We start from the raw sequence: 18,637 nt of genomic DNA on the forward strand, positions 1-18,637 counted from the left end.
GGTCCGGTGATCACGGAGGATGGCTTCGAACGCTTCCTGGGGGAGGGGCAGTTGCAGTTGATGCGTCGGGTGGGCTCGTTACGGCCGTTGGCGTCGCTGGCTCTGGGCTTTGTCTCCTTGTTTCTGCTGGGGGTGACGTACAAGTGCAACGCCGACTACGACCTCGTGCCGGTGTGGGTCAACCCGGGGATCGTCGTTCTGGGGGTGCTGGTCGTCGTGTGTGGGGGCCGGTGTGTGGTCGGCGGCGACTGGGGCACGTCGCTGACGGTGTCAGTGGTGGGGACCGTGGCGGCCGAGGGTCTGGACGGGGGTCGCGTCGGGGCGGGTCCACTGGGGGACCGGGCGGCTGGTCGGGCCCCAGGAGGCGTTTCCGTCGGCGTCCGAGCGCCAGGACCAGCACGGGACGTTCCCCTCGGGCCAGCCGTCGGGCTTGTCCTCCCAGGCCTCGCCGCGGCCGTACGGTGTCATGTCGAGCAGGCCCAGGGAACCGTTGGCCCGCTCGGTGCCACGGCCTGTCGTGGAGTAGGTGAGGAACACGCGGTCGCCGTCGCGCAGGTAGGAGGTGAGGTAGCCCATGTCGCCGCCGGCCGGGCCGGCCACGTCGCGTACCGAGTACCAGGGCTGGGTGTACCCCATGAACTCGACAAAGTCGGCGACCTCGTCCCACGGGCCCGTCGTCACGACGGCGAAGGACACGCCCCGGGCGTTGAGGTAGACGGCGTCCTTGAGGTGCCAGGCCGTGGTGGTGCAGCCCTCGCACTGGCCCTGGTGCGGCGCGCCGTCGTACCACATGTGCTTGTAGACGACGAGTTCGTCGCGGCCCTCGAACAGGTCCAGGAACGGGACCGGGCCGTCGGGCCCGACGACCTCGACCGTCCCGTCGAACTCCACCATCGGGAGTCGGCGGCGGGCCGCGGCAATGGCATCGCCCTCGTGGGTGTGCGCCTTCTCGCGGACCAGCAGCTCGTCACGGGCGGCCTGCCAGGTCGCCAGGTCTGTGACGGGCGGGCGCCCCGGCAGAGCTGCTGCGGTGGCGGTCGGGTCACTCGGCGTGTTCGTCATGGTGTCCTCCGTACGTACTCCAGCGACGGTCACCACAACAGACTCTGCACCCGGCCGAAACTCATCGCGACCCGGCCCTACGCCTGCGGTTCCAGTACGGAGTAGTCGGCGAAGCAGCGGCGGTAGCGGGTGTGGCGGGTCTCCTGGGTGTGCAGCCGCTGCCATTCCTCGACCTCGGCCGGGTTCGCGTGCCGTCCTGACACGGCCCCGCAGTCGTGCTCGTCGCCCGAGACGCAGCGCGCTTCGTACTCGGGCTCGGCGGAGCCGTCCTGGACGATGGAGTACGGCACGTACCGGAAGATCCGGCGGCGAGGCTTCTCCGCACCTTCCCCATTGCCGGTGTGCTCCTGTCGCTGGTGGCGGCGGAGCAGCACGTTGGCGTCGGCCTCGCGGCTGCGGTCGGCCTCGGTCCGGGCGGTGCGCCGCATCTCGGCCAGCTCGTCGCAGGTGGCGCAGCCCGGGACGGGTACGGGAGGTGACGGATAGATCGTGGCGGGCAGCAGGCTGAGCCCCGAGTGGTGGATGGCCGCGCGCCGGCTCGCCCTCAGCTGCTCCTCCAACGTCGTTGTCCCCGGCTCGATTTGCTGTTCGTCGGTCATGCGCCAACTCCGTACGTGCGTCACCGCTTGTCATTACTCTGGGTGTACTGAGCGTGGCTGAGGGGAACGGTCCGTTTCAACGCCTGAGGCGTGCGAACGGGGCACTGGCACATGAGGGCACACGAGGAGGACGCGTGGCGCGACGAAACGCTGAGGACGGTTCCGGGACGGGAGTCAGCAACGCCGCCCTGTTCGGCGAGGTGTTACGTCACTTCCGCGAGGCCGCGTTCCTGACGCAGGCGGCTCTGGCCCAGCAGATCCCGTGCGACCGGTCCCACGTGGCGAAGGTGGAGGCGGGGATCAGCGTCCCGCAGGACACGTTCGCGAAGATGTGCGACGAACTGCTCGGTACGGGTGGGGTGTTGCTTCGGTTGTGGAAGAAGGTGGACTGGTATCCGGAGGTTCAGCATCCGGACTGGTTCGAGCGGCGGGCGAGGATGGATAGGGAGGCGGTGGCCCTCCGGGAGTATCAGGAGCAGGTCATCCCCGGCTTGTTGCAGGCTCCGGGCTACGCGCACGCCCTGTTCTCCCAGATTTCGACAGGGAACGAGGTGGAGGAACGCGTCCGGGCCCGGTTGAGTCGCCAGCCGCGCTTCCTGGCGGACGACGGCCCGCTGTACGTCGCTGTCCTGGACGAGAGCTGTCTGCGCAACGCGGTAGGGAGCCCGGAGGTCATGCGCGACCAGTGCGCGCATCTGCTGGGTGTCGGGCAGCGCCCCAACATCCGTATCCAGGTGGTCCCGACGGGCCTTTTCGGGCTTGTTCCGCCGAAGAGCTCCATGTCCCTGATCGACCTCCCCGGCGAGCGGTGGGTGTACTCGGAGTCGCTGAGCCAGGGCCACTTCACCAATGATCCAGCCGATTACGCGCGGCACAGCCAGACCTATGATGTGCTCAGGGCGGACATTCCGTCGGCCCGCGAATCCGCCGCTCTGATCAGCGACGTGATGGAGGGTTACGAGCATCATGCACAGGCACGCACTCGACACGGCGACCTGGATCAAGAGCAGCTACAGCGGCAACGACGGCGGCAACTGCATCGAAGTGGCCCCCGGATTCCCCGGCGTCGTCCCCGTCCGTGACAGCAAGGTGGCTCCCGAGGGTCCCGTGATCGTCGTAACCCGGGCCGCCTGGGCCGAGTTCGTGGCGTTCACGTCTCACTGACTCAGCCCTTAGGGCGGGCAGTCCACTCCTTGATCTCATCCGCGACCTCGCGTACGTCCAGCCCGTCACGGGCAATCCGCTCGGCCAGGTCCCCGGCCTGTTTGAAGTCTGCCGTCACCACGGACCCTGACGTCGTCAGGTACGCGGCGGCCACCACCGCGCCGAACAGCTCGTTGGCGTACTCCAGCGCTGGGCACCGGATGAGCTGGTGCATGAGCGCTGCCGCCCGATGGTGCACCTCGGCGTACACGGGCCTGTCCATCACCTTGTCGGCGTGCCGGGCCACGGCGGCCTGAAGAGTGCCGAAGTCGGTGACGTCTGGGTCACCGGGCAGGCTGCGGTGAGCGAGGTCGAGCAGCCACGCACGGTCGATGTGCAGGATCACGCGGCGTCCTGCCCGCGCGTCTCGTCCTGGGCGGGCGCGGGGTGGCCGAACTTCTCGGCGAAGTGGGGACCCCACGCGTCCATGAAGTGCGCCCCGGCCTCGAGGAACCGATGCCTTATGTCGTTCGCCTCGTCGGCGAGCACCTGGCGGGCGTAGTCGGTCACCTCCATGCCGGCCGCCGCCGCGCGCTCCTCGATCCCGGCGTACACCTCGTCGTCCACACGCACGTTGATCTGCTTCTTCGCCATGGGCCAAGCGTAGCGGCTTCTACGCGCCGCTACAGTGGGTTGGATCAATCTCAGCGATACGGGTTTTCCCACTGGGCCCCAAGGCCGGTGAGCGGGCTAGCCAACGGGGCGGCGGTAGCGCAACTTGTTGAGGGAGGCCCCACCGGTGGTGTCCTCCACGGCTGCGCCGTCTGCGCGCCAGTCAGCGGCTTCGTAGAAGCGCCGGGCGCGTTCATTGTCTTCCAGGACCCACAAGGTGGCTTGCGCGTAGTCAGCCTGTCCGAGAGCCGTCAACGTGGCCAGCATCAACTGCTTCCCGACCCCAGTGCCCCAGACCTCAGGCATCACGTAAAGCGTGCCGATTTCCGCGATGACAGGGGACTCCTGAGACGGGCCGAAACCTGCAAGTCCGACGATCCCCGCCTCGGTTTCGGCCACCAGTACTCCCGACGAGGGCCATCGTGTCTCCGCGATGCGTGTCTTCCACTCTGGCTCTTCGCGGCTTGGGTCCATGGCGTCGAGGTAGTGCTGAGGAACAAGACTGGCAAAGGCCGCCTGCCAGGAGCGCACGTAAACACCGGCGACCGCTGATGCGTCTTCAGGCCACGCCTGTCGAGTCTGCATGGCCGTCATTCTTCAAGTCCCGTCAATCCGAGCCAAGTTCTTTTCCCGAGGGCGATGCCGAGTGCTCGGCTGTCTGTTGCAGTAGCGCCCGTACGGAGTCCGCGTAGCGCATCGCGGTCTTCTCATTGAGCCCGAACACCTCGGCGAGGTGAAGCGGATCGGGCCCGTGGACCATGGCCCTTCGAGCTGCCGGTCGAGGCGGAGCCGCTCCGGCGTCGCGTCCTGTCCGCGCATCGCGGCGCTGATCCAATGGTTGCTGGCCCTGCCGGTCGTGTTGGCGGGAAGGCAAACGGGACAGCTTCGAGGACGTCCTGCTGATCTCCGAGGTCGTCTCGACCTCCTCCGCGCGCAAGGACTACGACGATTTGGACCCAGTCCGTCTCCTCGGCGGTCTGTGCGTCCGCGTGGAGGGCCGCGATGGCCGCCTGGGCCTGGAACTCGCCCAGGCGGTCCCGGGAGAGAGCCGTCTGGAGGATCGCCACGCCCTCGGCGATCGTCTTCGTGTCCCAGCGCGTTCGGTCCTGTTCGGCGAGTGGCACCAGGTCCCCGTCGGGGGTTGTCCGGGCCGCGCGCCTCGCGTTGTGGAGCAGCATCAGGGGGGCGAGATTCCGCAGGCGTCTGATCGTGTCGTCAACATCGGCCAGCCCTCGCTGGGGGATGGGTAGACGGGCAGGCGTTCCGTCGGCAGTGCCCCCGGTTCGAGGAAGACGTTGTAACCGTGCCCAGAGGGTCGAGAGCGGCCGGCATCCAGCTCCGGTCCCTTGCGCTCGTCGTCGCTGGCCATGGCGTCCCGGGCCTCGATGCATGCCGACTGGATGTCAGGTGCGGTGCAAGTTTGCGATGAGGTCGTCGAACATGGCGATCGTATTCTCCTCGTTGAGCGCCCTGTTCTCCAGATCCTCGAAGCACTCCTGATAGGCCACCAGGTGCCGGTTGTCGTGGAATGGCGGCAGGTTCGGATACTCGACTGTGCGGAATGGCCTTCGTGAGCTCACCGCGGGGCAGTCGGATGACGCAGGGGGATTTGGTGTCGACGGTCGACGTGCAGGGATTCTGGAAGCCGTCTGTAACAGAGCGCTGGGCGGGACGACGCCCTCTGTGGTGGACGGCCGGCCCGACAGGGGAGCTTGCTGTTCTGCTCGTCCATCGGCAGTACCTACGCCGAAGTCGCTACGGCAAGGGTTGGGTGGGATGGATCCCGCAGGTCCCATTCGATGCGGTACTCGTGATTCGCCAGGCTGACGGGTCGATTCAACGTCGACCGCTCAAGGACGTGCCGGTCAGGCCGAGCCACATCGCACTTCTCCCGGAGTCCCGACTCCTCATAGCAAGCGGTCGAGCGGGCAAGGAGGAGTCTGGACAGTGGAGCCCGAACGCTGTGGTGTTCTCTCTGGAAAGTGGTGACCAAGAGGCCACCTTCTGCATCGGTGACGACATCCCTGTTCTGGCGACCGATCGAGGGGGATCGATCTGGACGGCTTACGGAGACGAAGGCATCTACGGAGGGCATCCGGAGTCGGCAACCGGTCTTGCCGGCTGGAGTGCCGAAGGCCAGGCAACCTGGGCTCCGGGAGGTCGTCTTCCTGACGTGCCGTTGGAAGGATGCACCGCTGCCACCGAGGGGGACCGGGTCTGGCTGATCTGGTATTCCGGCAGTCGGCGGGGTGGCACGTTCTTGACGCGGATCACCCCGTCGACCGGTGAGGTGACCAGTTGGCCCAGCCCCGTACGTCACCCGGACGGGTTCGCCGTGCGCGGCCGGCGAGCAGTCCTGACCAGGCGCGTTCACAACCAGCGGTCAACCGAAGTGGTGCGAGCTGAGTTGGATGGTGATGCCTGGAGTGTGACCGAGCGGCGCAAGATTCGAGTACCTGGACGGGTGGTCATGCGCTGCGGTCAGGGTCGTGAGGGTTTTCTGTGGCTTCGCGCCGGCGACACGTGGCTTCGCATCGAAGCCTGACAGCAGCCGAGGGCGCTGATTTCCGCACGGGGCATACCGGTGGCGAAGATCGCTGAGGTGTCGTTCGCCAGCCACGACTGGGTCCGCGATGTGATCCACGACTTCAACACGGACGGTTTCGACTCGCTGTATCCGAACTGCAGGGGCGGTCGGCCAAAGACGTTCACCCTTGGAAATCGTGCCCGGAAGTCACCCGGGCGTCCCGGAGCCTGACGTGAAGTCACGGTTCTGTCGGGCCCAGGGGCGGGGGGTTTACCGAGGGGCGCACGGTGTACATAGTGAGTCCTGCGTGCGCCCCGGCAGGTGCATGCGGAGGGGGAAAACCGTGGTGCGCTACGTTCACCATCAATTGTCGGCGGTCGTCGAGGTGGGGATCGCCACGGCCGTCACCGCGCCTGTGGTCATCGCCCTGCGTGGGCTGCCGCAGACTGGCAGCGGAGAGGTGTTTCTCGCGCTGTGGCTTGTAGTGGTCATGGCGCTGATCGGCCTGCAGGAGGTTTTGACCCGGTCGTGGTGGCTGGGCGGCGAGAAGCGCGATTTCGAGAGCGCGCTCCCCCTGACCGACCCCGAGGCGATACTCCCCGTCCCGCGTGAGTCCATGCGCCGCAGCTTCCACGGATCCTTCATCGTCACCGTCGGACTGCCGATCCTGCTTTTCGGCCTGCTCTGGGACCCCTGGGGCGTCGCTTGGGGGGTTGTGTTCATACCGGAGCGGTTCGTCAAGGGCGTGTACGTGTCCTTCTGGGAGCGACGCCACGGCATATTCCTGTGGCTCGGCAGGGTCGAGGAACAACCCCTGGGAAAGGACCAGCGCCTGTATTCGTCGCCGCGAATCGCGACGCCCGGATGAGTTACCGGTCGGCGTTGAGGCGGGCCGCCTGGCGGGTCAGGTGGTTGCGTTCGGCGAGGTTGGGGGCCTTTTGGGCTGCCTCGGCGTACAGGCGGGCTGCCGTTTTCGTGTCGCCGTCGCGTTCGTGCAGGTAGGCCGCCGCTGCTGTGCGGCGGGGTAGCGAGTCGTCCAGTTTCGCCAGTGCTGCCAGGCCCGCGCGGGGTCCGTCCGCCTCGCCCACCGCTACCGCGCGGTTGAGGAGAACCACCGGGTTGTCTGTCAGGCGGGCCAACTCGTCGTACCACTCCACGATTTGGACCCAGTCCGTCTCCTCGGCGGTCTGTGCGTCCGCGTGGAGGGCCGCGATGGCCGCCTGGGCCTGGAACTCGCCCAGACGGTCTCGGGAGAGGGCCGTCTGGAGGATCTCCACGCCCTCGGCGATCGTCTTCGTGTCCCAGCGGGATCTGTCCTGTTCCGCCAGTGGTACCAGTTCCCCGTCGGGGGTTGTCCGGGCCGCGCGCCTCGCGTGGTGGAGCAGCATCAGGGCCAGCAGGCCCGCGACCTCGGGGTGGTCGATCGCGGTGGCGAGCTGGCGGGTGAGGCGGATGGCCTCGGCGGCCAGGTCTATGTCGCCGGAGTAGCCCTCGTTGAAGACCAGGTAGAGGACGCGCAGCACGGTGGCGACGTCGCCGGGCTGGTCGAGCCGTACGCCGGACACCGTGCGCTTGGCCCGGCTGATGCGCTGCGCCATCGTCGCCTCGGGGACCAGGTAGGCCTGGGCGATCTGGCGGGTGGTGAGTCCGCCGACCGCGCGGAGTGTGAGGGCCACCGCCGAGGAGGGGGTGAGGGACGGGTGGGCGCACAGGAAGTACAGCTGGAGTGTGTCGTCCTGTGCCGGGGCGGGGCCCGGCGTCGGCTCCTCGTCCACGCGGTCCTCGCGTCTGCGGCGGGCCGTGTCCGCCCGGGTCGCGTCCAGGAACCGGCGCCACGCCACCGTGACCAGCCAGCCCTTCGGGTCCCGGGGCGGGTCGGCCGGCCAGACGCGGATCGCCTCCACCAGCGCGTCCTGTACGGCGTCCTCGGCCGCCGCGAAGTCTGCGCCGCGGCGGACGAGGACGGCGAGGACGTTCGGGGTGAGGCTTCGGAGCAGGGCCTCGTTCATCGACGGGTTCGATTTCGATGAGGTGGACGGGGTCATTAGTGCGGGCACTCCGGGATGGTGGGAGGCGCGGCCAGGAACGGGCGTACCTCCAGCCACTCGTGGATCGGCTTGCCGCCCGCTCCGGGGGCGGCCGACAGCTCCCCGGCCAGTTCGACGGCACGGTCGTAGGTGTCGACGTCGATGATCATCCAGCCGGCGATCAGGTCCTTGGTCTCCGCGAACGGGCCGTCGGTGACCGGCGGGCGCCCCTCACCGTCGTACCGGACCCACGCCCCCTCGGGGGCCAGCGCCTCACCGTCGACGAACTCGCCCGTCTTCTCGAGCCGGTCCGCGAAGTCCCGCATGTACTGGATGTGCGCCGTGATCTCGTCCTGCGTCCACTGGTCCATGGGCACGTCGTTGACGGCGGCCGGGGCGCCTCGGTAGTGCTTGAGCAGCAGGTACTTGGCCATGGTGTGTCTCCTGGGATGTGCTGGTGCGGCCCATTCTGGTCGCGTTCACACCGGGGACGGAGCGGGACGCGGGTTCTCGACATCGTCGGCTAACTTTTCTTGGGACTTTTCTCGGGACTTTTTTTGGCGCTGTTCCGGGGCGCTATCTTTGGCCCTCTCTGGCTTCGAGGGATCGAGGGAGACACCATGCTCAGGCCCAGGCCGCTGGGGCCGCTGGACAGGACCGCCGTGGACGGCGGCCCCGCGGGGCGGCAGCGGGACGGGCGGGCCTGCGGCGGCCCCGAGGCCTGGGTACGGACTCTGCAGAGGTCCGCGGGGAACGCGGCGGTGACCCGCGCGATCGGGCAGGCCCGGGGCCAGCAGGCCGCCGTACAGACCGTCGTACAGCGGAAGTGGCCGGGGCCGAACGCCGCCGACCGGCATCACACCGACGATCCGACCGCGCATCCCGAGTGGGCCATGTACCGCACGCTGATGACGGACGCGGGGTTCTCCGCGAACGTCGTGGAGAACCTGTGGTCGCTCCTGGTCGGCGGGCTGCGGGAGCAGGAGACGATCAACTCCGCGTCGGCGGACCCCTCGCTCACCAGGACGGAGCGTCGGCTGCGGCGCGAGGGCAACGACTGGTACCAGCAGGCGATCGAGATGCTGCGCGAGAACAGCGGCTTCACGACGCCGAGGATGGCGCTGTGGTCCGGCGGGTTCGACGTGTGCAAGTACGCGCAGTCCAAGGGCTACACGCCGATGGAGTTCACGCGGGCCGGGAGGGTCTTCAACGAGCTTGAGTTCCACAGGAATTGGGGCTTGCAAGGTCCCTTGTGGAACGCCCTGTCGAAGTTCTACGCCGCCCAGGCGACCGGCCCGGTCCACATCTTCCTGCGCAGCTACAGCCCGGACAGCGTCCTCATCGGGCAGGAGGTTCCGCAGCTGCGGCAGCTCCAGCGGATCCACCCCGAGGTCGAGCTGATCTGGCATCCCCTGTACACCGATGAACAGGGGCGGATCAGGGAGGTCTCCCGGGACAGGGAACTCGTCGACGACGCTCCGTACGCCAACCGGGACACGTGTGTGGCGGTGCTCTACGACTACCTCATGTACCGCCACGACGAGGGCAACGGGCATGCGGCGCGCTCCTATCAGGAGATGCAGTCGGACCTGTCGAAGAACGTCAACCCCGGTCCAAGCAAGTAGCCGGCCTCAGCAAGTAGCCACTACTTCACTTCGCGTCGCGGTCGAACAGTGACTTGGACCAGTAGTAGCCGAGCGCGGCCAGTACCAGGCACCAACTCACCGCGATCCAGCCGTTGTTGCCGATCTCCGTGCCGAGGAGCAGGCCGCGCAGGGTCTCGATGGCCGGCGTGAACGGCTGGTACTCCGCGACCGGCTGGAACCAGCCCGGCATCGCGTCGATCGGCACGAACGTACTGGAGATCAGCGGCAGGAAGATCAACGGCATCGCTGTGTTGCTGGCCGCCTCGGGGTTCGGGCTGGACAGGCCCATCCCGACCGCGATCCAGGTCAGCGCCAGGGCGAACAGTACGAGCAGTCCGAACGCGGCCAGCCATTCCAGGGCCGTCGCGTCGGTGGAGCGGAAGCCGATGGCCACACCGACGGCGCCGACCAGGACCAGGCTGGCGAGCACCTGCAACACGCTGCCGACGACGTGCCCGATGAGCACGGACCCGCGGTGGATCGCCATCGTACGGAAGCGGGCGATGATCCCCTCGTTCATGTCCATGGAGACGGACACGGCCGTGCCGATCGTGGTGGAGCCGATGGTCATCAGCAGGATGCCCGGGACGAGATACGCGATGTAGGCGGAGCGGTCCGACCCGCCATCCCCGATGCCGCCGCCTCCGATGCCCGCGCTCATCGCGCCGCCGAAGATGTAGACGAAGAGCAGGAGCAGCATGACCGGTGTCAGCAGCAGGTTCAGGGTGAGCGACGGGTAGCGGCGGGCGTGGAGCAGGTTGCGGCGCAGCATCGTGTTCGAGTCGCGGACGGCGAGGGCGAGGGCAGTGCTCATCGGACGTTCTCCTTGGACGGGCTTGACTGGTTGGGGACTTTGGCGGCTGGGCCGGTCAGGGCGAAGAACACGTCGTCCAAGTCCGGGGTGTGCACGGTCAGTTCGTCCGCCTCGATGCCGGCCGAGTCCAACCAGTCGAGCAGGGAGCGCAGTTCGCGCTGGCTGCCGTCGCTGGGGATCTGGAGGGCGAGTGCCTCGTCGTCGCGGGTGACCTCGCGCAGGGTGGTGGCGGCGGAGCGGTAGGCGTCGGGGTCGGTGAAGCGGAGGCGGACATGGCCGCCGGGGATGAGGCGCTTCAGTTCCTCGGCGGTGCCCTCGGCGGCGATCCTGCCGTCGTTCAACACGGCAATGCGGTCGGCGAGTTCGTCGGCTTCTTCGAGGTACTGGGTGGTGAGGAAGACCGTCACCCCGTCCGCGACCAGCCCACGGATGATCTGCCACATGGTGTGCCGGGAACGCGGGTCCAGGCCCGTCGTCGGCTCGTCGAGGAAGATGATCCGGGGGCTGCCGACCAGCGTCATGGCGATGTCCAGGCGGCGCTTCATACCGCCGGAGTAGGTGGAGGCGGGCTTGGTCGCGGCCTCCGTCAGATCGAAGCGCTCCAGCAGCTCGGCGGCGACCTTCCGCCCTTCCTGCTTGGGCAGGTGGTGCAGGTCGGCCATGAGGAGCATGTTCTCCTCGCCGGTGATCAGGCCGTCCACGGCGGAGAACTGTCCGGTGACGCCGATCGCGGCCCGCACCCCGTCCGGTGACGTGGCGATGTCGTGGCCCGCGACCTGGGCCTGTCCGGCGTCGGCGGTGATGAGGGTGGAGAGGATCTTGACGGCGGTGGTCTTGCCGGCGCCGTTCGGGCCGAGCAGGGCGAAGACGGACCCGGTGGGGACGCGCAGATCGATGCCGTCGAGGACGGTCTTGTCGCCGTACGACTTGCGCAGACCGACGGTGGAGATGGCGGCGGCGGTCGCACTGGGCGTATTGGATGCATTGGACGTGGGCATGACAGATGAAGGCATGTGGCCCTCCTGGGAGAAGGCTGAAGTGGTGGGAGTGGAGCGGGAGTTGGAGGTGCTGGAGGTGCTCAGGCCTTGGCGCGGCGGACGTCGATGTTGCCGTACCGGGTGCGGGCGCGGATCCTGACGGTGTCCTCGGTCTGCCCCGGGCTGTCGGACGCGGTGAGCGTGTTGCGTACCTGGCCGGAGGTCGAGCTGACGTCGAGCCAGGCGGCCGTGCCCTCGCGGACGCCGATGTCGATCGCGCCGAAGGCGGTCTCCAACTGGACCTCGCCACGGGCCACTTCGTCCACGCGCAGGGTGCCGTGGGCGGTGGTGGCGGTGACCGAGTCCTCGGCGCGCCGGATCTCGATGTCACCGTTGGAGCCGCTCACCCGCAGTTCGCCGGTCGCGGCGCCGACGGTCGTGGTGCCGTGCGAGTTCTTCAGGACGGCGGAGCCGTCGACGAGGCCGACGCGCACACTGCCGGAGCTGGTGGTGATCTCGGCCGTGCCCTCGATCCGGTCGACGGTGATCGACCCGTGCGCCGCGGTCAGGTGCAACGGGCCGGTCGTGTCGAAGCGGACGTCGCCGGACGAGGTCTTCACGCGGACCTCACCGAGCCGGCCCTCGCCGAGCACCTGGGCCCAGGCACCGGTCATGTCGACGCGTGAGCCCGTGGGCAGTTCGACCGTCACGTCGACCGTGCCGGTACGGCCGAGGCCGAGCAGATTGCCCTTCGGTGTCCGGACGGTCAGTGTGCCGCCCGCGTAGGTGACCTCGGTCTGGTCGGCCGCCTTCACGTCCAGGTCTTTCTTCGGGTCGCGGGGCCGCACCTCGACGACCGTGTCGAGGCGGTCGCCCGCGGTGAACTGGATGGAACCGGCCTCCACGCGCGCCGTGACCGAGATCGTTTCGGGAGTGTCGAAAGAAGGCATGGCTGTCCCGTCCTCTTGGGTCTTGGAGACGTCCCCGCTGGTGGGACGTGGTGTGGGTGAGGTGGTGCGGGTGCGGGTGCGGGTGCGGGTGCGGTGGTGTGGGGTGCGGTGGTGTGGGGTGCGCGTGGGAACGCGGTTAGCGCACCCAGCCGGTGAAGCTCTGTCCGACGGTCTGGGCCTTCTCCGGCGTACGCGGCCGGGTGCCGCCGTCGACCGCGGCCGACACGGCTCGCACCAGCCACGCGTTGACCGACAGGCCCTCGCGGGTCGCGGCCTCCTCCGCGCGGGCCTTGAGGTGGGCCGGCAGCCGCAGGTTGACGCGGGCGATGCCGCCCTCGTCGCCGTCGGCCGGGGCTCTGAGGGGTTCGGCGGGTGCGGCCGGTTCCTCGGGGGCGCGGTCGTAGGTGGGCGGCAGCGTCACCACGAAGTCGGGGTCGAGGCCGCGCAGCCGTACGTCGACCGAGCCGGGGGCGAGTTCACGGGTGATCTCGTCCATCGCGGCGGAGAGCACGTTGAGCATGGTCAGCCGGGTCGCCGACTGCAGGGGCGCGGTCAGCCTCTCGGCCAGCTCGCGGGCTTCGTCGCCACCGGCTTCGGCGGCCACCGCGAGTTCGCGGCGAAGGGAGTCGACGTACGGGGTGAGGTCCATGACGCCATTGTGGCACCGCTGTGGCGCCTAGGCAAGTGTTGGTGGTGTCGAGTGGCACCACTTGGCGTCACGTGGCACCACGCGGCGCCACGATTGCACTGGAAGAACTGGAAGAAGGTGTACTGCACACCTCCACATGCGGCGGCTCACGCGTTGTTCGTGTTCGAAGCCTGGTGTCGAACAAACAAGTCCTGAAAAATGCGACGCGCCGCGCGAGCCGTGACACGGGGGAACGGGGAGCCACGAGGAGCTGCGGGGACCATCGGGGAGGTGCGGCGATGCCGCGCAGGGAGCGACCGCTGGACGCGGGGGACGGTCCGTTAGTCGAATTCGCCGCAGGACTGCGGCAGTTGAGGCGGAAGGCGGGGAATCCGCCGTACCGGAGACTGGCGGAGCAGGCACATTATTCGATCTCGACACTGTCCTCCGCCGCCTCCGGGCAGCGGCTGCCGACACTGGCGGTGACGCTGGCGTACGTGCGGGCCTGCGACGGGGACGTCGAGGAGTGGGAGCAGCTCTGGCGGGAGGTGGCGGTACTTCTCGGCGAGGAGTATCCGGCTTCAGGCCCGGCCGAGGAGGACGACCAGCCTCCTCCGTACGCCGGACTGCGCTCGTTCCGCGAGGAGGACTCGGAGTGGTTCTTCGGGCGGGAGCGGCTGCTGGAGGAGCTGGTCGGGCGGCTGGAGCGGCAGCGGTTCGTGGTGGTGATCGGGGCCTCGGGCTCGGGCAAGTCGTCGTTGCTGCGGGCCGGGCTGGTCCCGCGTCTTGAGGCCGCCGCCGCGACGACGGTGGTCGTACTGACGCCGGGGGCACGGCCGTTGGAGGAGTGCGCCGTACGGCTCGGGGTGATGGCGGGCCTCATGCCGGGTGCGCTGTACGGGGAGTTGAGGGAGAACCCGGAGAACCTGGGGCGCCTGGTACGGCAGATCACCGCGCCGCGGCCCGGTGCGGCCGACGGTGAACTCGTGCTGGTGGTCGACCAGTTCGAGGAGACGTTCACGCTCTGCCAGGATGTCGCCGAGCGCGACCGTTTCATCGAGGCGCTCGTCTCCGCCGCAGCGGATGCCGGCGGCCGATGTCGCGTCGCCCTGGGAGCACGCGCCGACTTCTACGCCCACTGCACCCACCACGCGCCCCTGGTCGAGGCGATGCGCGACGCACAGGTACCGGTCGGGCCGATGAGCCTGGACGAACTGCGCCGTGCGGTGGTGCAGCCCGCGCAACGGGCCGGACTGACCATCGAGGGCACCCTCCTGACGACCCTCATCGCCCAGGCCCACGGCCAGGCGGGCGTACTGCCCCTCCTGTCCCACGCCTTGCTGCAGACCTGGCGTCGCCGGCGCGGCAACGCGCTGACCCGGGACGCGTTCGAGGCGGCGGGCGGCCTGGAGGGCGCCCTCGCGCGCACGGCCGAGGAGTTCTACCAGCAACTGGCCCCGGGGCGGCAACAGTTGGCCCGCCAGGTGTTCGTACGGCTGACGGCGCTGGGGGATGGCACGGAGGACACCCGGCGCCCGGCGCGGTTGGAGGAACTGGACGGGTTGGCGGGAGTGGGCGATGGCGGCGGGGCCGGTGACGGCAATCGGGCTGGTGGCGAGGGCGAGGGCGAGGGCGGGGGCGGTGACGGAGATAGGGCTGGTGCTGGCCGTGCCGGTCGTGTCGGCGGTACCAGTACCGGTCGTGGCGGTGACACCGGTGTTGGTGGTGGTGCCAGTGCCGGTCGTGGTGATGGCACCGATGCCGGCCCCGGCCCCGGCGTCGGTCCCGGCGTTGGCGAGATCCGTGCCGTACTCGACCTGGCAGCAGGCGCACGCCTCCTCACCCTGGACCGTGAGCGCGTGGAGCTGGCCCACGAGGCGCTGATCCGATGTTGGCCCCGGCTGCACGGCTGGCTCACCGAGGATCGCGAGGCCACCCGGACCGCACGCCGACTCACCGACGCCGCCCAGACCTGGGAGGCGCTCGGACGCGAACCCGGCGCGCTCTACCGAGGTACCCGTCTCGCGCTCGCCGCCGGACTCGACCGTACGACGATGTCCGTACCGGAGCGGGAGTTCCTCGACGCCGGTCTGGCCGCCCGGGCGGCGGAGCACGCGGCGGTACGGCGCCGGGCCCGGTTCCGGCGCCTGGGCGTGGGGCTGCTGAGCGTCCTGCTGGTGCTGACCACGACGACAGCGGCACTGGCCGTACGGGCACAGCGGGCGGCGGACCAGCAGCGTGACGTCGTCGGTTCGCAGCGGGCGGCGGAACGGGCGGCGGCACTGCGCGGCGTCAACCCGGCCCTGGCCGCCCAACTCAGCCTGGCCGCCTACCGTTTGTCGCCCACCCCGGAGGCACGCGGCAGCGTACTCAGCACCTTCGCGACCCCGTACGCAACCCAGTTGACGGGTCGTCAGGGTGCCGTCACCGCAGTGGCGTTCAGCTCCGACGGCCGCATCCTGGTCACCGGCGACGCCGACGGGACCGTGCGATTACAGGGGGTGCCCGATCCGCACAGACCGGCCGAGCCGGTCACCCTGGGCCGCCTCGGCGGCACCGTACGCACGGTCGCCGTTAGCCCCGACGAGCGGCTGGTGGCGGCCGGGGGCGAGGAGGGCACGGTGGGGCTGTGGGACATCGGCGACGTACGACACCCCCGGCTCGCGACACGCCTGCCGGGCGGCGCCGGTCCGGTGGTGGGGTTGGGATTCGCCCCCGACGCCCGCGACCGCACCCTCACGACCGCCGCCCGCGACGGAATCCGGATCTGGCAACTGTCGAACCCCCGCAGCCCGCACGCCCTCGCGACCTTGGACGCGGGCCCCGACATCTCCGCCGCCGCGTTCCACCGGAACGGCCGCACCCTGGCCACGGGCCACGATGACGGCGCCGTACGGCTGTCCGAGCTGACGGAGTCGGGCGGACAACCACAACTACGCCGACTGTCGACGGTACCGGGACGGACGGGCCTGCCCGGCGAGGCGGGCGGGGCCGACTGGGCCGACCAGGCCGCCCCCACCTCCCAGCCCACCCAACCCACTCAGCCCACCCCCACCGCCCACACCGGCCCCGTGAACGCGATGGCGTTCGCCCCCGACGGGCGTCAACTCGCCACCGGCGGCGCCGACTTCACCGTACGGCTCTGGGACGTGGGGCAGGCGGGTCGACCCCGGCAGACGCAGGTGCTCACCACGCACACCGATGCCGTCAACGCCGTCGCCTTCAGCCCCGACGGGCGGCAGCTGGCCACCGGCGGCACGGACGGCACCGTACGGCGGTGGGACGTGGAAAGTGATGGAGAGGGTGACGGTTCCGCTCGCGAGGCGGCCGTGCTCACGGGGCACACCGGGAGCGTGCGGGCGCTGGCCTTCGGGCCCGGAGGGCGCACGCTGGCCAGCGGCAGCGAGGACCAGAGCACCCGGCTCTGGGACCTGCCCGGCCCCGCCCTGACCGGCGCCACCAGCTCGCTCTACTCCGTCGCCTTCAGCCCCGACGGCCGGCTCCTCGCCACCGCCAGCTACGACCGCGTCGTACGTCTCTGGAACCTCGCCGACCGGAACCGCCCACGCGAACTCCCCCCGCTCACCGGCCACACCGGCCCCGTCAACTCGGTCGCCTTCCGCCCCGACGGCCGCACTCTCGCCAGCGCCAGCGCCGACGGCACCCTGAGGATGTGGGCCCCGGGAGCGGACGGCCCGTCCCGGCTCCTCAGCGCGGTCCCCGCCCGGATCGATCACGTCAACACGCTCGCCTTCAGCCCCGACGGGCGCGCCCTGGCCACCGGCGGCGAGCAGGGCACCGTACGCCTCTGGAACACCACCGACGTACGCAACCCACGCCCGCTGTCCGTCCTGCGGCTGACCGGCGCCGTCGACTCCGTGGCGTTCGCGCCCGACGGCCGCACCCTGGCCGTGGCCGGCCGGAACCGTACGGCCACCCTCTGGAACGTCACCCGCCGACGCCACCCCGCCCGGCTGTCGGTCCTCACCGGCCACACCGGCGCCGTGAAGTCGGTCGCCTTCACGCCCGACGGCCGCACCTTGGCCACCGGCAGCGAGGACCGCACCGTACGCCTCTGGAGCATCGACGACCCCCGCCACCCGCTCGCCCGCGACCGTCTCACCGGCTACACCGACGGCGTCATGTCCGTCGCCTTCGCGCCGGACGGCCGGACGCTGGCCGCCGCGAGCGCAGACAAGAGGGTGCGGCTGTACGGGCTTTCAGCCGGCGGCGAGGTCCGCGAACCGGTGCTGCTGGCCGCCCACACCAAGCCGGTGGACACCCTCGCCTTCAGCCCCGACGGCCGCACCCTCGCCACCGGCAGCGAGGACTGGACCGCCCTCCTCTGGGACCCCGACATCGACCGCGTCGCCACCCGCATCTGCGCCACGGCCTACCCGACGATCACCCGCGCCGAATGGCGCCAGTACTTCCCACAGTGGAAGTACCGGCCACCGTGCGGGAGTTGAGGCCTTACGACACCCACACCGACACCGGCTTCGGCTATCTGTTCAAGGACCGGGTGGTCCGGGTCGCGGAGTTCACCGACGCCCTGCGCCGCGTCGCCGCGGGCGGCACCGCCATGGACCCCGAGGTCATCTCCCAACCCGTCTTCGCCAAGCTCGGCCTCTCCCCGACGGAGAGCGGCCACCGCCGGGGTCCGGGCGGTACTCGCCTACCTCGACCACCGTCACCGGCCACCGTGAACCGGCCGTCCAGATACTCCAACTCCTCCAACTCCCTCCAAGCCCTCTGGATCACCTGGTCCTGCGGGCCACACCCCCGTAGATGCCGATCTCCTCGGACCCCTCCGGCGGCGGGCCGTCGGGGCGCCAGAACGGGACCTGGGTCAGGCCGGGGTCGACCAGTTCGAAGCCGTCGAAGAACCGCTCCACCTCCGCGCGCGGGCGCAGGTTCAGGGTGGCGGTGGCCTTCCTGCTGTACTCGGCCTGGGCGTCCGTGCGGTCCGCGAAGTCGCCCGTGGCGTGCGACAGGACCAGGAAGCTGCCCGCCGGCAGCGCGTCGCGCAGGGTGGCGAGGATCTCCCCGGGCTTGTCCGCGTCGGCGAGGAAGTGGACTACGGCCACCAGGAGCAGCGCGACCGGCTCGTCGAAGTCGATGATCCGGCGGACGTCCGGGTGCTCCAGGACGGCTCGTGGGTCACGCAGATCTGCGAGCACCGTGCTCGTCCCGCCGCCCGAGCGGCTGAGCAGCGCGTCGGCGTGCGCCTTCACGATCGGGTCGTTGTCGACGTACGCGACCCGCACCTCCGGCACCAGCTCCTGGGCCACCTCGTGCACATTCGGTGACGTGGGCAGGCCGGTGCCGATGTCGAGGATCTGGCGTACGCCGTTGCCGACCACGTGCCGGACCGCGCGCCGCATGAAGGCACGGTTGGCCCGCAGCCCGATCCGCACCTCGGGCGCGGCGGTGGCCAGTGCCTCCCCGGCCTGCTGGTCGACCTCGTAGTTGTCCTTGCCGCCCAGCAGATAGTCGTAGATCCGGGCAGGGTGCGGCCTGCTGGTGTCGATGTCCTCGATCCGGACGTGATCCTGGCTCACCCTGCGGTCCTCCCGGTCGGCTTCCGTGCCG

18 protein-coding genes and 2 pseudogenes are annotated in these 18,637 nt (G+C 69.7%); 7 read left to right on the top strand and 13 right to left on the bottom strand.

The features are described 5' to 3' along the window. Positions 1–270: 270 nt before the first annotated feature. Positions 271–1,062 (bottom strand): DUF899 domain-containing protein, encoded by a 792-nt coding sequence (locus ACWCRB_RS04360; RefSeq protein WP_450994559.1) that lies wholly within the window; start codon positions 1,060–1,062, stop codon positions 271–273. Positions 1,063–1,139: 77 nt separating this feature from the next. Further along, the gene (locus ACWCRB_RS04365) at positions 1,140–1,661 is read right to left on the bottom strand and encodes a DUF7848 domain-containing protein (RefSeq protein ID WP_450994560.1); all 522 of its coding nucleotides are present in this window, start codon (positions 1,659–1,661) and stop codon (positions 1,140–1,142) included. 134 nt (positions 1,662–1,795) lie between these two features. Here ACWCRB_RS04365 and ACWCRB_RS04370 point away from each other — a divergent pair, with 134 nt between their 5' ends. Continuing rightward, positions 1,796–2,743, top strand: coding sequence for a helix-turn-helix domain-containing protein (locus ACWCRB_RS04370; RefSeq protein WP_450994561.1), 948 nt, complete (start codon positions 1,796–1,798; stop codon positions 2,741–2,743). Further along, positions 2,706–2,825 (top strand): DUF397 domain-containing protein, encoded by a 120-nt coding sequence (locus tag ACWCRB_RS04375; protein WP_450994562.1) that lies wholly within the window; start codon positions 2,706–2,708, stop codon positions 2,823–2,825. The genes ACWCRB_RS04370 and ACWCRB_RS04375 overlap by 38 nt, the downstream gene beginning before the upstream one ends. A 1-nt stretch (position 2,826) precedes the next feature. Here the strand turns inward: ACWCRB_RS04375 and ACWCRB_RS04380 are convergent, their stop codons facing one another. The 4 genes and pseudogenes from ACWCRB_RS04380 to ACWCRB_RS04395 all read right to left on the bottom strand — a co-directional run. Further along, complete coding sequence (locus ACWCRB_RS04380; RefSeq protein ID WP_450994563.1) at positions 2,827–3,210, bottom strand: fic family toxin-antitoxin system, toxin component; 384 nt, start codon at positions 3,208–3,210, stop codon at positions 2,827–2,829. Next, on the bottom strand, positions 3,207–3,458 hold the full coding sequence (locus ACWCRB_RS04385) for a plasmid mobilization protein (RefSeq protein WP_450994564.1): 252 nt from the start codon (positions 3,456–3,458) through the stop codon (positions 3,207–3,209). The genes ACWCRB_RS04380 and ACWCRB_RS04385 overlap by 4 nt, the downstream gene beginning before the upstream one ends. Positions 3,459–3,554: 96 nt before the next feature. Then, entirely contained in the window at positions 3,555–4,061 is a 507-nt protein-coding gene (locus tag ACWCRB_RS04390; RefSeq protein ID WP_450994565.1) for an N-acetyltransferase family protein, read from the bottom strand. A gap of 359 nt (positions 4,062–4,420) precedes the next feature. Next, positions 4,421–4,666, bottom strand: a pseudogene (locus tag ACWCRB_RS04395) (DUF6596 domain-containing protein); the annotation flags it as partial. A 773-nt stretch (positions 4,667–5,439) separates the two neighbouring features. On the opposite strand from ACWCRB_RS04395, the gene ACWCRB_RS04400 reads away from it, so the two are divergent. The 3 genes and pseudogenes from ACWCRB_RS04400 (at position 5,440) to ACWCRB_RS04410 (ending at position 6,871) form a co-directional block, all read left to right on the top strand. Further along, positions 5,440–6,021, top strand: a complete 582-nt coding sequence (locus ACWCRB_RS04400) for a hypothetical protein (RefSeq protein WP_450994566.1) — start codon at positions 5,440–5,442, stop codon at positions 6,019–6,021. A gap of 15 nt (positions 6,022–6,036) precedes the next feature. Continuing rightward, a pseudogene (locus ACWCRB_RS04405) lies at positions 6,037–6,201 on the top strand (helix-turn-helix domain-containing protein); the annotation flags it as partial. 145 nt (positions 6,202–6,346) lie between these two features. Further along, on the top strand, positions 6,347–6,871 hold the full coding sequence (locus ACWCRB_RS04410) for a hypothetical protein (RefSeq protein WP_450994567.1): 525 nt from the start codon (positions 6,347–6,349) through the stop codon (positions 6,869–6,871). Between the two features lies 1 nt (position 6,872). On the opposite strand, the gene ACWCRB_RS04415 is transcribed toward ACWCRB_RS04410, so the two are convergent. Both ACWCRB_RS04415 and ACWCRB_RS04420 read right to left on the bottom strand, forming a co-directional pair. Continuing rightward, on the bottom strand, positions 6,873–8,012 hold the full coding sequence (locus ACWCRB_RS04415; RefSeq protein ID WP_450994568.1) for an RNA polymerase sigma factor: 1,140 nt from the start codon (positions 8,010–8,012) through the stop codon (positions 6,873–6,875). Between the two features lie 35 nt (positions 8,013–8,047). Continuing rightward, positions 8,048–8,464, bottom strand: a complete 417-nt coding sequence (locus tag ACWCRB_RS04420; RefSeq protein ID WP_369034452.1) for a YciI family protein — start codon at positions 8,462–8,464, stop codon at positions 8,048–8,050. A gap of 186 nt (positions 8,465–8,650) precedes the next feature. Here ACWCRB_RS04420 and ACWCRB_RS04425 point away from each other — a divergent pair, with 186 nt between their 5' ends. Then, the gene (locus ACWCRB_RS04425) at positions 8,651–9,655 is read left to right on the top strand and encodes a hypothetical protein (RefSeq protein WP_450994569.1); all 1,005 of its coding nucleotides are present in this window, start codon (positions 8,651–8,653) and stop codon (positions 9,653–9,655) included. 25 nt (positions 9,656–9,680) lie between these two features. On the opposite strand, the gene ACWCRB_RS04430 is transcribed toward ACWCRB_RS04425, so the two are convergent. The 4 genes from ACWCRB_RS04430 to ACWCRB_RS04445 all read right to left on the bottom strand — a co-directional run bounded on the left by ACWCRB_RS04430 (position 9,681) and on the right by ACWCRB_RS04445 (position 13,066). After that, positions 9,681–10,490: an ABC transporter permease gene (locus ACWCRB_RS04430; protein WP_450994570.1), complete on the bottom strand. Its 810-nt coding sequence runs from the start codon at positions 10,488–10,490 to the stop codon at positions 9,681–9,683. Further along, positions 10,487–11,488: an ATP-binding cassette domain-containing protein gene (locus ACWCRB_RS04435; RefSeq protein WP_450994598.1), complete on the bottom strand. Its 1,002-nt coding sequence runs from the start codon at positions 11,486–11,488 to the stop codon at positions 10,487–10,489. Before ACWCRB_RS04435 ends, ACWCRB_RS04430 begins: the two co-directional genes overlap by 4 nt. An 80-nt stretch (positions 11,489–11,568) precedes the next feature. Continuing rightward, positions 11,569–12,417 carry a DUF4097 family beta strand repeat-containing protein gene (locus ACWCRB_RS04440; RefSeq protein WP_450994571.1) on the bottom strand — a complete coding sequence of 283 codons (849 nt, stop codon included), beginning with the start codon at positions 12,415–12,417 and terminating at the stop codon, positions 11,569–11,571. 136 nt (positions 12,418–12,553) lie between these two features. Then, positions 12,554–13,066, bottom strand: coding sequence for a toxin-antitoxin system HicB family antitoxin (locus ACWCRB_RS04445; protein ID WP_450994572.1), 513 nt, complete (start codon positions 13,064–13,066; stop codon positions 12,554–12,556). Positions 13,067–13,344: 278 nt separating this feature from the next. On the opposite strand from ACWCRB_RS04445, the gene ACWCRB_RS04450 reads away from it, so the two are divergent. Beyond that, the gene (locus tag ACWCRB_RS04450; RefSeq protein WP_450994573.1) at positions 13,345–17,514 is read left to right on the top strand and encodes an nSTAND1 domain-containing NTPase; all 4,170 of its coding nucleotides are present in this window, start codon (positions 13,345–13,347) and stop codon (positions 17,512–17,514) included. Positions 17,515–17,802: 288 nt separating this feature from the next. Here ACWCRB_RS04450 and ACWCRB_RS04455 read toward each other — a convergent pair whose 3' ends face one another. Continuing rightward, positions 17,803–18,606, bottom strand: a complete 804-nt coding sequence (locus ACWCRB_RS04455; RefSeq protein WP_450994574.1) for an SAM-dependent methyltransferase — start codon at positions 18,604–18,606, stop codon at positions 17,803–17,805. Positions 18,607–18,637 lie beyond the last annotated feature (31 nt).

The sequence above is a fragment of the Streptomyces sp. NPDC002156 genome, assembly GCF_053593675.1.

Excerpts from the sequence above, each read along its gene's own strand:
- ACWCRB_RS04430 (WP_450994570.1), bottom strand. The coding sequence starts at position 10,490 with ATGAGCACTGCCCTCGCCCTCGCCGTCCGCGACTCGAACACGATGCTG.
- ACWCRB_RS04390 (WP_450994565.1), bottom strand. The coding sequence starts at position 4,061 with ATGCAGACTCGACAGGCGTGGCCTGAAGACGCATCAGCGGTCGCCGGT.
- ACWCRB_RS04440 (WP_450994571.1), bottom strand. The coding sequence starts at position 12,417 with ATGCCTTCTTTCGACACTCCCGAAACGATCTCGGTCACGGCGCGCGTG.
- ACWCRB_RS04385 (WP_450994564.1), bottom strand. The coding sequence starts at position 3,458 with ATGGCGAAGAAGCAGATCAACGTGCGTGTGGACGACGAGGTGTACGCC.
- ACWCRB_RS04420 (WP_369034452.1), bottom strand. The coding sequence starts at position 8,464 with ATGGCCAAGTACCTGCTGCTCAAGCACTACCGAGGCGCCCCGGCCGCC.
- ACWCRB_RS04445 (WP_450994572.1), bottom strand. The coding sequence starts at position 13,066 with ATGGACCTCACCCCGTACGTCGACTCCCTTCGCCGCGAACTCGCGGTG.
- ACWCRB_RS04365 (WP_450994560.1), bottom strand. The coding sequence starts at position 1,661 with ATGACCGACGAACAGCAAATCGAGCCGGGGACAACGACGTTGGAGGAG.
- ACWCRB_RS04425 (WP_450994569.1), top strand. The coding sequence starts at position 8,651 with ATGCTCAGGCCCAGGCCGCTGGGGCCGCTGGACAGGACCGCCGTGGAC.
- ACWCRB_RS04450 (WP_450994573.1), top strand. The coding sequence starts at position 13,345 with ATGCCGCGCAGGGAGCGACCGCTGGACGCGGGGGACGGTCCGTTAGTC.
- ACWCRB_RS04415 (WP_450994568.1), bottom strand. The coding sequence starts at position 8,012 with ATGAACGAGGCCCTGCTCCGAAGCCTCACCCCGAACGTCCTCGCCGTC.
- ACWCRB_RS04435 (WP_450994598.1), bottom strand. The coding sequence starts at position 11,488 with ATGCCCACGTCCAATGCATCCAATACGCCCAGTGCGACCGCCGCCGCC.
- ACWCRB_RS04360 (WP_450994559.1), bottom strand. The coding sequence starts at position 1,062 with ATGACGAACACGCCGAGTGACCCGACCGCCACCGCAGCAGCTCTGCCG.